This is a genomic window from Flavobacterium frigoritolerans (genome assembly GCF_025847275.1).
Taxonomy (GTDB): domain Bacteria; phylum Bacteroidota; class Bacteroidia; order Flavobacteriales; family Flavobacteriaceae; genus Flavobacterium; species Flavobacterium frigoritolerans.
In genome coordinates this window covers 56831-72326 of the sequence record NZ_JAOZEV010000012.1, presented here as the reverse complement: position 1 = coordinate 72326, position 15496 = coordinate 56831, and the positions used below count along the sequence as shown (strand labels likewise).

The window sequence follows — 15496 nt, the reverse complement described above, 5'->3', positions numbered from 1 at the left end:
TCAACAATTTATTACAATCGTTTATCAAATGTCACTTCAATAGTGGCTCCATCATTAATCAATTTATCTAGCCATATTTTATTTTTACTAGAAACTGTTACTTTTAATTTTTTACTTTCTCTTTTAACTACAATATCAAAGTCTTGACCAAATGCATTAATATGTCGTAAACTCATTACTGGCCACGATTGCGGAAGTCGAGGTGTAAAATTAAAGCTATTTAAGCCTGTTGGACGAATACCAAACAAGCCTTCGGTAAAAACTCTACAATACAATCCACTTTCTGCCGAAAGATGGCGTTGATTGCCTTCTGGGTAAGCTTCTACTGGATATGGAACATGATCACCCAATAAACGACGTGTTGAATAGTAATGCAAAAAATCAATCGCTTTTTCTGTTTCTCCAGCAGCCAATACACCCCTTAGAGCATATAGAGTAGATCTGTCCCAAAATGTTTTATCCCCCGAAAGGCTAGCAAGACCATCTTGTGTCCATAATTTTGGAGAAAATAATGCTGCAATAGTTCCTTGTTTTCTATTGTAAATTCCCATTGCTAATGGAGTACAAATCCAAGCACGCAGAACATCATTTTCTTTATAATATTTATAGGTTTCAAATCCTTCTATTTTAGAACCAAAATAGCTTTCAATGGCTAGTTTTATTTTTTTAGCTTGTCCCTTATAAACTGCTAATTTTGCTTTATCCTTCCCTAAAGTTTCTCCTAAATAAATAGCTGAATTCAGTGCATCATAATACAATGCCGAAGTGTTTAGGTTGGCTTTTCCTGCAGGAAAACGACCTTCTAATTCATCCGAATCTGATACAACGACTCCTTCCGAATTTAACTTTAAATTACAATATTCAAGACACCATTCTATCAATGGCCATAATTGTTTAGCCTCCGCGCTACTACCTTTTGCAAGAGCATAACGTCCAGCTCCATAAGCAATCATAGCTGCATCTCCCCGATCACCAGCACCATCCCAAATATCTGTACCTTCAGCAATAATGGAGCTTGGTATCGGTTTGTATTCTTTATTAATGAATCGTGCAAAATGAAGGTATGCATTTAAAGAAGCTTTGTTGCCATAATCATAACCTAAAAATGGAAAAAAGGGTCCAATATATTCTGCTTCATCATTTGCCCAAATTGCTGCATAATAGGCTTCACCACCCGGACCATGCATTGGCCCTCCTTTGGTTTCAAAAATACTTTCGGCTGACCTTAGTTTTGCAAAAGCGAATTCTGTATTCAATACCGTATCAGGTGTTTCTAATACCAACTTATTAGATAGTTCCTGAACCAATTCAAGGCGCTTTGTTTTTTCATTATTTACATCCACTTCTGGTACTAATTCATTTGCTTTACTAGCAAAATAAAAAACAGAAAAACTAATTACATCATTAGGTTTTACATTATAATATCCTTCATTTAAAACTTTAGATTGAATAGTATAACTACCTTCAATTCCTTTAATTGGATCTGTATTATAAATTGTGTTTGATTTTGGTATCTCTACAGAAACTTCTTTTTGTGAACTATTTTTGATGGTATATATTTCGCAATAACCAGCCAATGTAGTTGTTGGAAAATAAGCCCTAGTTAATTCAAGCATCTTTCCTACTTTACTTTTAACGAATACAGTTCCGTTAAGGGTAATCGAAACTACTTTTTCATTCTCAATAGGCCTATTATTAATGGTAACCAATTTTAAATAATCTTGCGCAAATCTACGTGTAAGGCTTGCATGAGTATTATTAGGAATTGTTCTTAACATCGGCCAGACTAAGCTTCGCGTAGCATGGAAAGAACTGTCGGCAGCAACCCCATATCGGATTACACAAGAAATTTTCTTTCCGCTCATTTCGATATGATCATCATGTGGTATATTATTAATATTCCATGAAATATCACCTTCTTTGTTTATTTTCCAGCGATTATTTTGTTGTGCAAATGATTTGCTTGTTATAAAGCAAAGTATAATAATAATTATTTGGCTTTTTATAAATGCAGTATTCATTAATTGGGGGTAAGATTTAGGATTGTTTTATTTAAACTTTAAAAGAAAGTTATACCTTTCTCAATCGATACATCAAAACCCCATGAGGTTCTATGGTTTCATTTAGCATTTTTGCTGTTGTTCCTACATTTTTTTTACGCCAAACGTCAAATAAGTTATAAGTATTCTTATTATCCAAAGTATATTTAAAAATTGTATCCACAATATTTTCTTTACTCCAATCAAAACTAATTGACTTCGATTCGGTTTTACGATTTATAAAACATATTGCCCAATCTCCATTTTTAAGCGGTTTACACCAAACCTGTAATCCATCCTTATCAAGGTAACGAAATCCCTGAATTCCTAACGGATCCTGATCAATATCCAATACGTCTTTGTTAGTAAGAATCTCCAGAGTTTGCTTAGACATCTTTCGGATATCGTTGCCCGCAATTAATGGTGCTGCCATTATACTCCAAAGAGAAAAATGTGCTTTATCTTCATTGTAAGTCATACCGTTACCTACTTCGAGCATATCAGGATCATTCCAATGTCCAGGACCTGAATATTTTCGAAGATTAGATTGTAAATCTGCAATATGCATCACACTAAGAGAATTCCAAGTTCCTTCATCATGCACCGAATCAAAAATTTGATAAATGTCTTCTGTTGTCCGCCACAATTGACCTACTCCTTCACCCCACTCCCAAGGCTTGTTTACACCCCATTCGCATATACTAAATACAATAGGTTTTCCTGTTTTCTTCAAGGCATCACTCATAGTCGTATATGCTTCTTTTGCATTAATTCCAGCGGTATTGCACCAATCATATTTAAGAAAATCAACATCCCAAGCAGCATAATTTCTGGCGTCTTGGTATTCATATCCACGTGTTCCAGGGTATTTTTGACATGTTAGGGTTCCTGCACAATTATACATTCCAAATTTTAATCCTTTGGAGTGTACATAATCGGCAACTGCTTTTATACCATTAGGAAACTTTTTAGGGTCAGGTACCAAATTACCTAGATTATCTCTTTCCATTGCCATCCATCCATCATCAAGAACTAAATAGATATAACCAGCATCTTTCATTCCAGATGAAACTAGGATATCTGCTGTTTCCATCACCATTTTTTCATCTATATCAGTATGAAATGTATTCCAGCTATTCCAACCCATAGGCGGTGTTAATACCAAGTTATCAGTTTTTTGCGCATTTAGTTGTGTACAAAAAATAGCAATACTCATTAACGCCCAATTCTTTACTTTTAGATATTTCATTTTAAGTTTAGTTGCAGAATTATTTTGTTTTTTTCAACAAACCTACAAGCAATCTCGAATTGAATCCTATAGTATATTAGCTTTTAATTATACTATTTTATCTAATTGATAATTTTAAAAAAAAACTAGATAAAAGTATAAAGCACAAAAGCTCCAGATTTCTCTGAAGCTTTTGTGTAATATTTGTTCTTTATAAAACCAAAAGGCTTTATAAAAAATGATAAAAAGAAATACTTTAAAAATTAGTATTTATTTTTTTAGAACGGTCAGCAATGTATGAGATTAGCCAAATTATTGGTCCTTCTTTTACAAAGTATATTTTCTTTTTTTCTGAGTTTGGAATACTTTCTACAAGAGTCATTAATATGTTATTGGCAGAAATTAGATATTTTTGATCGTATATATTTAAAACTCTAGCTGCTTCTTTATCCGTTTTAGAAAGATTGTTATACTTATTGAAGTTGTTCTTCAATACTGCATCATAATTCATAATATCTTCTAGATTAAAAGGAATATAATGATCTTTGGTATTTTCATTAAAATATAGCGTTGTAAAAGCCCAAACAGCACCACCAGATAAGTAGATCTTTTCTTTCTGTTGCAAAAGAGGATTTGAGTCAAGCATTTCTTTTACCTTCTTACGCAATACAGGGTTATAATCAAAAGATTTTTCCTGATATACTGTCATGTTACTAGCTTCTTTTTGATTCGCTACTGTTTTTTTTACTGCGTCAGTAAGTGTCATTGTACCAAAATCAAGCTCCAAAGGCATAAACTCTAATTTATTATCTCCAATCTCATCGATGTAGCCACCTTTCGTATTTACAGCGCCAATATCAAGTAATATCGCATTAGGATAATCAACAGGAGGAATAGCACCTTTAACCAGCATTCTAGTTTCTTCGTTGATATTAATAACATCTAAATTTTTATTAGTTAGAGTAGAAATTTTCTTTTTTAAAACATCAAGGTTACGAGCAGATGCAAAAACTGAAGAAGCTACTAAAAATATATTCTCTTCATTAATATTGTATTTCACTCTGATTTGTGACAAATGATTAAAAACGATGCTACTAGCTTTGTTAATGTCTTCCTGGGTAAGTTCGCCATAAGCAGTAATATTTTTGGCGAAATTAAGACCTTCTTCATTTACGTAGTGAACAATTTTATAATCAGCTTTCTTTATGTTATTTACCTCTAGAACGGTAACTTTTATTGTTCTACGTCCGATTTCAATTCCGGCATAAACGTTTTTTTGAGAAAAGGAACTAATGGAAAAAAATAAATTTAAAAGGGTAAAAATTAAAATTTGGGATTTGTTTTTTTTAAGCATTGGATTTAGTTGTGTTATAATTTAATTTGGAGTAAAATTTTTAATGTGTGTGTTTAAATAAGAAGTTGGTGTTGCGTTTTTTAAATATCAAAATTAAGATGTTGTTGAAGTAGATTCTTCATAAGTAATTCAATGTCTTTTATATCAACTATAAAGTAAAAAGGGCTTCATGATGGTTAATGTATAAATGACTAAATAAAAGAATAATTGGCTATCATATCTAAAATGTGACGAAGCAAAAACTGTTAAATAAAACTGCACAAATCTATAAAAACATTTACTAATACAAAGTCAGTTATTAAGAAAATGTAGTATTAAATTATCTAGGCAACAATGTTAAGTTAATGATAAATAGCTTCGTTTTTCCTAACATACTGAAGAAGAACAGGCTACTGCAACACTAGATTTAATTAAGGCAACAAGGAGCCGGATTCTAACGAGTTTTGTTTGAATAAGCAACTGTAATTTAAGGTTAAGTAACCTGTATTATTTGGTTTAAAAAACAGAAAAATCTTATTAGGTCACTATTTTCTATCTACTTAATTGATCCATAATTTGTATTATTTCTACAGCATGGTTTACTTCTAAATCTATGTTGCTATTTCCTTTGTATTTTATTTCAATAGCATCTTCTATTTCGTTATAATTTATCAAAATTTGTGACCCTTCAATTTCTCAATAATATTCATTACCATTGTGTTTAAAAAGCTGATTGGTGTATGGTTGTCTTTGATAATTAGGGTTTTCCCAGATTTCTTTTGAAATTTGAGTTAACAGATCAATAATTTCATAAGCATCAGATTGTGTGAGTAAGCAATACTCTTTCTTTTCGTTGTCCAACTGCAGAGAGATACGATCTTCCTTTTTTTGAATCTGAATATTTCCATTCTTAACAAACCAATTATAAACCTGATTTTCCATTTTTTAGCTGTTTTGAGGTGTCCACATTTTTAGAAACTTAAACTTTTTTGAGTACTCCTCTCTTGGACAAAATGCCAAAGCAACTTCTTTATTGTCAAGTGAGGATTCTGTAATTACTACAAAATCAGTTTCATTTTTAAGTTTATCAAATTCGATTTCATTCGCTAAGCAAACCACTTTTTTAAATATCCCATTTATCCATTTTATCATATCCTCATTTTCTTGAAATTTTTTGTAACAAGCCAATGATGCATGTGCTGCAATTACTGGAGCCAATTTATCTGGAATATTGTCTTTAATGATAATATACATTTTCATACGTTTGACTTTAAAAAGATTACGAATAACCTAAGTTTGAGTATTATAGAAATAATTTAATTCAAACAAAATTAAATTAAATATAACGTAAAAAAAAGCTTCAGAGAAATCTGAAGCTTGTCTTAGTAACCGAAGCCTTTAAATAGCTAACCAATTTGTTATGAATTAGTATTCTATTTATACTTACTCAAATCTAAATTAAGAATAGTCCCTACTCTGCTAAACTCTTCATTAATCTTTGCATTCAGGATTAGTTGTTTATTATTTATGGGATGATTAAAAATTAACTGATGTGCATGAAGCATCATTCCTTTCAGGTCATAATTCTCTAACCACAATTTATTTTGTTTGTTACAACCATGTGGTCGACTACCTAAAATGGGATGAAAAATATGTTTGAAATGTTTTCGCAATTGATGCATACGGCCAGTTTCAGGAATCGCTTCTACTAAACAATACCGTGATGTTGGTTTATTATTAAATTCTAACTCAATTTCAGTATTTTGCAAACGATGAAAGTATGTTATAGCATTTTGTTTAACATCATCATCATTGATTAAATCATAATCAATCGTTAGTTCTTCGGGAGACCAACCACGCAAAATGGCTAAATATTTTTTTCGACTTCGCGTGTGGCAAAACGATCATTCATAATTTTCAAGACTTCTTTATCCAACGCAAATAACAAAACACCAGATGTTTTTCGGTCTAACCGATGAATAGGATAAACGTGCTGCCCTCCTATTTGATTTCTCAATTCCTGAATAGCATACACTTTTGCATCACGTGCATAAAATGATTTGTGAACCAACAAGCCGCTTGGTTTATTAATTGCGATAATATATTCGTCTTGGTAAAGAATTTCTAACATTTGGCAAAAGTAAAAGAGATTTCGATTAAAATCATTTTTATGACTTATTTGTTTCTATACTTTTCCTTATTTTATTTTAGATCGAAAATAAAAAAGAGACTCGAAAGTCTCTTTGTAGAATTAATATCTTTTTATAAAAGATTATTTAGTGATTAGTTTTTCAAGCCTTGCCATCATTTCATCTTTCTCTTTCAGCATACGCTCGTATAATGCTATTTTTTCTTCGTGAAGTTGGGTCAATTTATCAATTGGGTTATTATTGAAAGTTGGACTATAATTTATCAAACCTTGAGTATCATGAAAAATATTCGAAATAATATTTATTGCTTGCTCTTCATCAAAATTCTGAAAAGCTTCCACAGGAATTTTTAATACTGCTGATATCTGTTTCAACAGATTATCTTCAATTACATCTTTCTGCTCCAGCATAGAAATTTTCTTCTGATTCCAGTCTTCTCCTAAATCATAAGCTAATGCCTCCTGTTTTATGTTAAGCATTTCTCTGAAGCGTTTCACGTTTCTTCCTTGATGTATTTTCTGTTCCATAATGAATATCAATTTTTCTAAAGGCTCAAAGATAAAGCCATTTGGCTTAAAAATCCTGAGTTTCAAAGATAAAAAAATATCTTATAAAACATTCTTTTGTCAGATATTATATCTGCTTTGGGATGAATCTCTTTTGTGTGATACAAAGAATTAAAACTCCAGTTTAATCAAGATATGTTTGTTTCATTCTTATTTTATGATCAGAAAGTGAAACTGACTCGCGTTACATAGAATATTTTTTTAGTTAATAGAAAACTATTCAGATTTATATTTATTCATTTAAGTACGAAAAGTATTCAATAAATAAAAAACCTATTTGATAATTTATGAAATAAAAATCCTATTTTTGAGAACAGATAAACACTGACAATTGTCAGACATAGCGCTCCAATTTAGGGTCTATAAGTCTGATATCGTCAGACATATATACAAGTAGGCGGTAATGCAAGCATAAAATGAGAAAAATCGATTAAAAAAGAGAATTTAATATTATATGATACATAAAATTGGAAGACTAACGTCAATTGGAAAATATAGAAATTATAATGCAACTGGAGATGTAGCTTTTAAAAAACTTACTCTTTTTTATGCTGATAATGGAGCTGGAAAAACAACATTAACTTCAATTATTAGGTCTTTATCACAAAACAAACCTGAATTAATTCATAGAAGATTATCTACAAGGCATACTACTCCACAAAGTGCACAAATAATCCAACGAAATCTTACTGGAGATATTACTCATACATTTAATCAATCAACTGGTTGGAATACTCCGTTTCAGGATATTGAGATATTTGATATTCATTTTGTAAATGAAAATATATATTCTGGTTTTGAATTTAATGAAGAACATAAAAAACAACTTCATCAATTTGTAATTGGTGCTCAAGGTATTGCTCTTCAACAACAAATTGATAAAAACAAAGCTGATAAAACGGCATCTCGTCAAAGACAAGAACAAATTAGTCAACAATTAATACAGTTAGTTGGAAATAATTTATCAACTGATGCACTAAATTTATTTTTATCAATTCCAATTGTCGAAACTAATAATATAGATTCACTAATTACTTCAGCAGAAACTATTTTAACATCAGCTAATGCAAATTCTGTAATACAACCATTACCTTTATTATTACCAGCATCTGATATTAATTCAGGTATTAATTTTACCCAATTAGCTATTGATTTAGAAATGTCATTACAGACATTACAAAATACTGCTTTGCAAACGCTTTTTTCAGAACATTGTCAAGAGTTAGCTGATAATTCACTACAAAATCCAACAAATTGGTTGCATTGGGGGCAAACATATTTAGAATCAAAAAGAGCCAAAAACATTCAAGATTTAACTTGTCCTTTTTGCAAACAAACAATTGATAATACAATGAATATTATAAATTCATATACATTACAATTCAATGCTGAATTTAATTCTTTACTTGAAAGATTAAAAAATCATTTAATGGCTCTTCAGTCTTTCAATTTAGAGACATTCTTACTTTCTTTAGAAACTACTAATAAAACAAACTTATCTCATACAAATACTTGGAAACAATATTTTTTAAGTTCTGTTGTTCCAGTTTATAATATAATTTCTGATGAAACAATTTTAAGACAACAATTGCAAGAATTAATAAATACTGTAACACTTAAAATTCAAAATCCTTCAATTACTTATACTAATTCTATAGCTAATAATTTACAGATTTCCTTACAAACAATAAGCCAAAATATCATAAGCTACAATCAACAAATATTAGTTTATAATAATCAATTAACAACCTTTCGTTTAGCTATCAAAACAGTTCCACAAGCTCAACTTGAATTAGATAAATTAAGAAGAATAAAAAAAAGATTTGAAGCTCCAATTTCAACTCTATGTAATGAACTAATTTCACAAAGACAAAACTTAGCATCACTTACAACTGCATATCCTGTCTTAATGCAACAACAAGAGGCATCTGCAACTACTTTCTTCAATAGTTATAAAACACAAATAAATCATTATTTAGGTACAGTATTTAAAACTCTTTTTAGAATAGAAGATGTTGTTCACGTTGCCCCTCGAGGTATGGCAACACAGAGTAAAATTGGTTATAAATTAACCATTGATGGTCAAGATATTTCGTTTGATTTTAATCAAAATACCAATGCAAAAGATTCATTAAGTGAAGGCGACAAAAGTACAATTGCTTTAGCCTTCTTTCTCTCAAAATTAGATATTGACACAACAATTAATAATAAAATTTTAGTCTTTGACGACCCACTTTCAAGCTTTGACAGTAATCGAAGATTTTATACAATTCAATTGATTAAAGATTTATTTCCAAAAATTAAGCAAGCAATAATTTTAAGTCATAATGAATATTTTCTTTATGAACTTTCAAAAGGATTTTCAGCAGGAGATAAAAAAACTTTACGCATAAGTCAAAATTTTATAGATAAAGCATCACTAATTGAGCCGTTATCATTAGAAACACTTGTAGAAAATGAATATTTCAAACATATAAAAGAACTTGAAGTATTTTTACGAAATCCTGATTTAAGCAAAAAAGAAATAGTATTAGGTTGGTTAAGAAATGTTCTCGAAGCACATATAAGATTCAAATTTTATAGACAACTTTCGCATCTACCAAGTAATAACCAAACGTTTGGCACTATAATTAACGCTTTAGTTTCACAAAATGTAGTTTTTAGAGATAATCAGAATAGAACAACAATTATTTCAAAACTAAATTTAATAAATGGAATTTCTTGTAAGCCACACCACGGAGAACCGCTACCTGATTATAATCTTTTAGGATTCAATCCAAATTTATTAAATGTTTCAGAACTTGCTAATTTTGTTACAGACGCTTTGAATTTAATAGATAACGAAATATAAATAAATGCACTACCGCCAACACACGCTACAAGCAATTTGGGTATTTGGCTTAATGGAAAGATGGTTTTGTATTTGGTAAATTTGTATTTAACCGAAAAATCCCGCATCTTTAATCCCCAACCTCGCCAAGCGCCAGAACGTTATGGGCTAGTTGTGCGGAAAACCTGAGAATTCAAGAAACTAACAACAATAAAAAATAAATGATAATAAGTATTTTTCTAAGACATTTTAAAATATATAAAGGAATAAACTACTTGCCAATATCTGAAGGAGTTGGCTTTTCAAGTATAATTGGAGAAAACGGATGTGGAAAAAGTTCAATTCTTGAGGCTCTAGATTTTTGTTTTAATAAAAAAGGTGCTACGGATTGGCCTATTAATAATGAAGCAAAATCTGACGGAATTAGTGGTGATAATTTTCCTTTTATTGTTCCTGTTTTTTTAATACATAAAAATAAGCTTAGGAAAGAAAATAAACCAGATTTAGAGCAATATAACAATGCTAAATCATTATCCGATTTTCTTTGGAGAACAACAATTAAGGCGAAAGGAAAGTTTTACGATGATTTTTATAAACATCGTGATGAGCTTTCTAATATATATGATCCAGAAGAATATCTATTATTATTTGTAGGTAAAAAATATAATGACCCAGGAGTTTACTTTGGTTCGTTCCATAATCAATTAACTTTCATTAATGATAAACCTCATGAAACTTATGAGGATGCTGAATTACAAAAATTCTTTAAAGGCTTTTATGAATATATAAATTCGCATTATTCATATATCTATATTCCTGTTGAAACTGATGTTCAAACTTACACTAAGTTAGAGACCCAAGATATGCAGAAATTAATGGATAAAAATATCCAAAGAGAAATAGAAAAAGCAATTACATCAAAAACAATAAATCAAATTAATAAAGACTTAGACAAATTTGTAAAAGAAATTGAAGAAGTATTAGAAATATATCATTATAAAGGACATTTCAAAAATAATTTAACAATGCCTGACTTGGTTTCTAAGATTATAGAAGCCTATTTCTCAATAAAAGTATTAAATAAAAAAGTTGAAAATTCAAAATCAATTCCAGTAACTGAATTAAGTTCAGGTGAAAAAAGAAAAGCTTTAATTGATGTTGCATATTCATTTCTAAGAAAAAATAATGATAGAGAAAGTAACATTATTTTAGCAATAGATGAACCAGAAGCATCATTACATATCTCAAACTGTTATGAACAATTTGATAAATTATTAAGGATTAGCAAGGATAATCATCAAATTTTAGTTTCAACTCATTGGTACGGATTCTTACCAATTATTACAAACGGTAGTGCTACTGCAGTAACAAAAAATGCTAAAAATGAAGTTACTTTCAAATTTCTGAATCTTTACAATTATAGAGAAAATATACTACACTCAAGAAAACTCCATAAAGGACCTTTACCAATCGATTACAATATAAAAAGTTATAATGATTTAGTACAATCAATTATTATATCTGTTATGCAAGACAATGCGTATTATTGGATAGTTTGTGAAGGACAGTCTGAAAAAATTTATTTTGATCACTATTTTAAAAGTGAAATTGACCAAAAAAATTTAAGAATATTACCTGTTGGTGGATTTAAAGAAGTTAAAAAAATATACAGCTACCTAACAACTCCAATAAAAGACCCTGATTATAAGGTAATTGGAAAAGTATACTGTTTAATCGATACAGACAAAGAAAGAATAGAGGTCTCTGAGTATTCAAAGGATAAAAATCTACTCTTTGAAAGACTAGTTATAAGGAAGAATGAATCAATTTTAGTAGAAGTAAACAACGTATTAATGAATCCTCCAACCGAAATAGAGGATTGCCTGGATCCAACAATATTTTATCATGCACTTCAAGAATTCAGCAATGATTACCAAACTCTTTGGGATTTATTTGCTAAAAAAAAACAAGAACTTGAAGAAAAGTATTCAGCAGATTTTTTTGATTTAACCAAAAAGGAAAAAGAAATAATCAAAAGTTTTTTTGACGATCATGAAGGATTTAATAAAATTCTTTTTGCCAAAAAATATGTTGAATTAGCAGAGAAACCATTTTTTAAAGAATTAAATAAATTGGATTGGATAGAGGAAATTAAAATAAAATTGTATAAATAACTAGGCATAACAGCCGTTTGGCGAGATTGGGATTTTAGGCTTAATAGAAAACTGATTTTGTATTTGGGAGATTTCCTTCGCCTGTTAGCTATCGCTTCAGTGGCAAATCCTAAAATAGGCCTTGATTTAGTTCCAAACCCACAGTCGTAGCGGTAATTCCACGAGATACTAGAAAATTTAACTATTCATAACTTAAAAGCCTACTTGGAATTTCACAAATCCTAATGGAAAAAAAACTCAGAATATATACTCCAAACAATTCATTTAAGATTGATAAACGTTTGTTTAGTCTATTGCTTTTATGGTCAATTACTTTTTTAATCTATTCATCAACATCAATATTTACTTCATATATAGAGAATCTCGAATTACTTGGATTTGTTTTTGTAATCATTACTTTTCTATATTCTCTTTATTTTATGATAAGTAATTTTTTTATATGCGAAACTACAAATAGAGAATATAGTGGCAACTTGATTATAGATTCCGATAAAATTACTTGCAATAATGATGTTTATACAATTTACGAAATTGAAAAAATAAGGATTTTAAGTGATTCTTTTCACGGAAAATTTAATGGAAATACAAGAGCTTTGGAACGTAAAAAATCAAATGGTGTTAAAAATTATATCGAAATATATAAAAAAGATGGAGAGTATAAAAAATATTTTTTTTTTCAAACTAAAACAGAAAATATAAGAATGTTTTCAGATGAACTCAGAACTTATTATCGATTTGGAAAATTAGGAGAGCAGAATTATAAAAATATCGTTAACTACTAGCACTACCGCTAACAACCGTTTGCGAGATTGGGGTTTTAGCCTAAATTTAAAAATGGTCTTGTATTTGGAAAACTTATATTCAACCAAAAATAAGTCTTAATTTAGTTCCAAATCTGCTTTGCTCTATCCATGCTTTAATAATAAACTAAATTTATCGAAATATTTCACACTAATGGACAAAGAAACAGCTGAATATATTGTAACATACTTTTTTAGTCTTTTACCTGAAAAAGAAAAACTTGCTTGGAGACATCATTCTTCAATTTTAAAACTTGAAGACAATGACAGTCCTAAACTTTTAGAAATGTATAAACGAAAAGGATGGATAACTGATAAACAAGAAGTTTTAGATTTACTTAAGCTTGGATATGATAATTTCGAAATTAATACCGCTAAAAAAATTATTGAAGAGTATCCTGATAAAGTATTTTTCAACACATGTCCAAAATGTAAAAAACTAGCAAGAACACCAAACGCCAAACAATGCCGATTTTGCGGTTTTGATTGGCATAAATAAAACAACAGTATAACAGCTCCTATAACTGGGCTTAATAAAAACTTGGTTTTGTATTTGGGATGATTTGCGAAATCCTAAAATAGGGTTTAATTTAGTCCCAAACCCACTTTAGTAGTGAGACGTTAGCTGTAATAGCACAATATCACTACGTCAAAACAAAACTCGACAAAAAACAGAAATGAATACAATCGAAAAAATAATTATCGACAATGTCACCAATGGTATTGCCGAAGTAACAAAAAAAGACTTAAAAAATCATATCGGAGAAACCGCATATTCTGAATGTGAAATTCAGGAAGGGTATCACGATTATCTCAAAATTCAATTCAAAGGACAGAAGATAGGATTCTTTTTATACGATTTCGCTTGGGACAGAACACCTTACTTTAAACTCGAAATTTCAGAACCCATAGATAATCTACCGAAAGAGAATCTTATTGACAATGTAATTTCTATTCTGAAACAACAAATTTCAGATTTCTTTTTTGACAAAGCCAATCAACCAATGTTTAGCTATTGTATTAAGGTAGTTTTGGAATTTGAATATAAAAGCGGTTCATACAAGGAAACATTTTTCATCGAAGATGAAGAACGAAAACTAGAGCTTCGGGAACGAATGAACAATTATATCACAAAAGTTATTTACAATCTTGACAGAAAAGTCAAGGATGCAAGAGAAGTAACTGTGTTTGCTGGCAACCTAGTAAATTTTAATTTGATGGATTTTTCGCCAACGAAGCTAATTGAAACAATAGAACATTGTTTAAATCAAACCTTCAAAGACATCAAAAACAGAAAATCAAGTGATGATTTTGAACGAAGCATTTTACATAGGCTCAAAAACTGGGTAGGAGACGAATTTAAACCATTGTATTTAGATATTTCGGGAAATTACTCTGAAAAATTCACATTCAAAAATGATTTTAAGAAAGAAAATGTAAACGCTGAACAACTTTCACTTTGGGTTTACACTTCCTATTTGAGGATTAAACTTAAAGATTATGCTTCAGATGCATTGAAAGATTTAGAAATAGCAAGCAAGGATTTCGGTTCTGAAACAGCAAAGAAATATCTTAATTTCGGTACAGGATTATTTGCTCAAGAAGATATTCATTATAAAGACAAAAACATTGAATGTAAAGCCAATGATGTTTTTTCTACAATTTCCGTTACTATCAAAAACGAAACTTCGGAATGCTACGGAAAGGCTTTAGATTTCATAGTTAATTTACTTCAGAAAGGGTTTCCTAACAGTTACTCTATTAAATTTTATTCAAAATCTGAAAAACAATTTTTACCAATTAAAGGAATTGCAAAATCTTCTACCAACAGATTTTTTACCAATTGCTTACAATATCCCGAACTACACGATAAAATCGAGCAATATGCATTGGTTGCCATGAAAGAATTTGAATGGTATAATGACGTAGAAGAAGGCGAAAAAAGCTGCTTACCTGGAAGTTATGCCGTATTTGGGTTGGGATTGGCTTCTGAAAAATATTTTCCATTAGTTCATAAATATTTTGAAATATTAGATGATGAACATCAAATGGTTCATAAATACTTTATTAATGACCTAATTGATAAATATGGAGTTACTAAAAAATCAATAGTTCTGATTTGTGAAGGTATCCTCTCTGCACAGTTTGAAATGACATATAAAAACCTTGCGGCACTAATGAATAAAGAACAAAATTTAGAACTTTTAATTGATGAGTTGAAAAAACTAGAAAGCTATAACGTCGAAGAGATTATTTATTCTATTTGGGGAAGAAATTATACAAAAGCAATCTCAAAATTAAATTCACAATTAAAAGAACTATTGCTTGAACAACTAAAGAAATAAGTACTACAAAGGATTTGGAATGATTTGTTTC

The 15496-nt window shown here is 29.8% G+C and carries 12 protein-coding genes and 1 pseudogene; 5 read left to right on the top strand and 8 right to left on the bottom strand.

What is annotated here, in order from left to right:
* Positions 1 to 11: 11 nt before the first annotated feature.
* The 8 genes and pseudogenes from OIU80_RS14810 to OIU80_RS14775 form a co-directional block, all read right to left on the bottom strand.
* Positions 12 to 2021: a glucosidase family protein gene (locus tag OIU80_RS14810; RefSeq protein ID WP_264287765.1), complete on the bottom strand. Its 2010-nt coding sequence runs from the start codon at positions 2019 to 2021 to the stop codon at positions 12 to 14.
* Between the two features lie 49 nt (positions 2022 to 2070).
* Positions 2071 to 3288, bottom strand: coding sequence for a glycoside hydrolase family 27 protein (locus OIU80_RS14805; RefSeq protein WP_264287764.1), 1218 nt, complete (start codon positions 3286 to 3288; stop codon positions 2071 to 2073).
* 235 nt (positions 3289 to 3523) lie between these two features.
* On the bottom strand, positions 3524 to 4621 hold the full coding sequence (locus OIU80_RS14800; protein WP_264287763.1) for an exopolyphosphatase: 1098 nt from the start codon (positions 4619 to 4621) through the stop codon (positions 3524 to 3526).
* A 531-nt stretch (positions 4622 to 5152) separates the two neighbouring features.
* Complete coding sequence (locus OIU80_RS14795; protein ID WP_264287762.1) at positions 5153 to 5275, bottom strand: hypothetical protein; 123 nt, start codon at positions 5273 to 5275, stop codon at positions 5153 to 5155.
* Between the two features lie 21 nt (positions 5276 to 5296).
* Entirely contained in the window at positions 5297 to 5542 is a 246-nt protein-coding gene (locus OIU80_RS14790) for a hypothetical protein (protein ID WP_264287761.1), read from the bottom strand.
* Between the two features lie 3 nt (positions 5543 to 5545).
* Positions 5546 to 5860: an aminoacyl-tRNA hydrolase gene (locus OIU80_RS14785; RefSeq protein WP_129538600.1), complete on the bottom strand. Its 315-nt coding sequence runs from the start codon at positions 5858 to 5860 to the stop codon at positions 5546 to 5548.
* A 173-nt stretch (positions 5861 to 6033) separates the two neighbouring features.
* Positions 6034 to 6731: pseudogene (locus tag OIU80_RS14780) on the bottom strand (pseudouridine synthase).
* Between the two features lie 141 nt (positions 6732 to 6872).
* Complete coding sequence (locus OIU80_RS14775; protein ID WP_230728970.1) at positions 6873 to 7277, bottom strand: helix-turn-helix domain-containing protein; 405 nt, start codon at positions 7275 to 7277, stop codon at positions 6873 to 6875.
* Between the two features lie 493 nt (positions 7278 to 7770).
* Between OIU80_RS14775 and OIU80_RS14770 the strand changes: the two genes are divergently transcribed.
* From OIU80_RS14770 to OIU80_RS14750, 5 genes are all read left to right on the top strand, one after another.
* Entirely contained in the window at positions 7771 to 10167 is a 2397-nt protein-coding gene (locus OIU80_RS14770) for an AAA family ATPase (protein ID WP_264287760.1), read from the top strand.
* Between the two features lie 200 nt (positions 10168 to 10367).
* Complete coding sequence (locus OIU80_RS14765; RefSeq protein WP_264287759.1) at positions 10368 to 12320, top strand: AAA family ATPase; 1953 nt, start codon at positions 10368 to 10370, stop codon at positions 12318 to 12320.
* A gap of 224 nt (positions 12321 to 12544) precedes the next feature.
* Positions 12545 to 13102 (top strand): hypothetical protein, encoded by a 558-nt coding sequence (locus tag OIU80_RS14760; RefSeq protein WP_264287758.1) that lies wholly within the window; start codon positions 12545 to 12547, stop codon positions 13100 to 13102.
* A gap of 172 nt (positions 13103 to 13274) precedes the next feature.
* Entirely contained in the window at positions 13275 to 13619 is a 345-nt protein-coding gene (locus tag OIU80_RS14755) for a hypothetical protein (protein WP_264287757.1), read from the top strand.
* Between the two features lie 178 nt (positions 13620 to 13797).
* Complete coding sequence (locus tag OIU80_RS14750; RefSeq protein WP_264287756.1) at positions 13798 to 15465, top strand: DUF6138 family protein; 1668 nt, start codon at positions 13798 to 13800, stop codon at positions 15463 to 15465.
* The last annotated feature ends 31 nt before the right edge of the window (positions 15466 to 15496 follow it).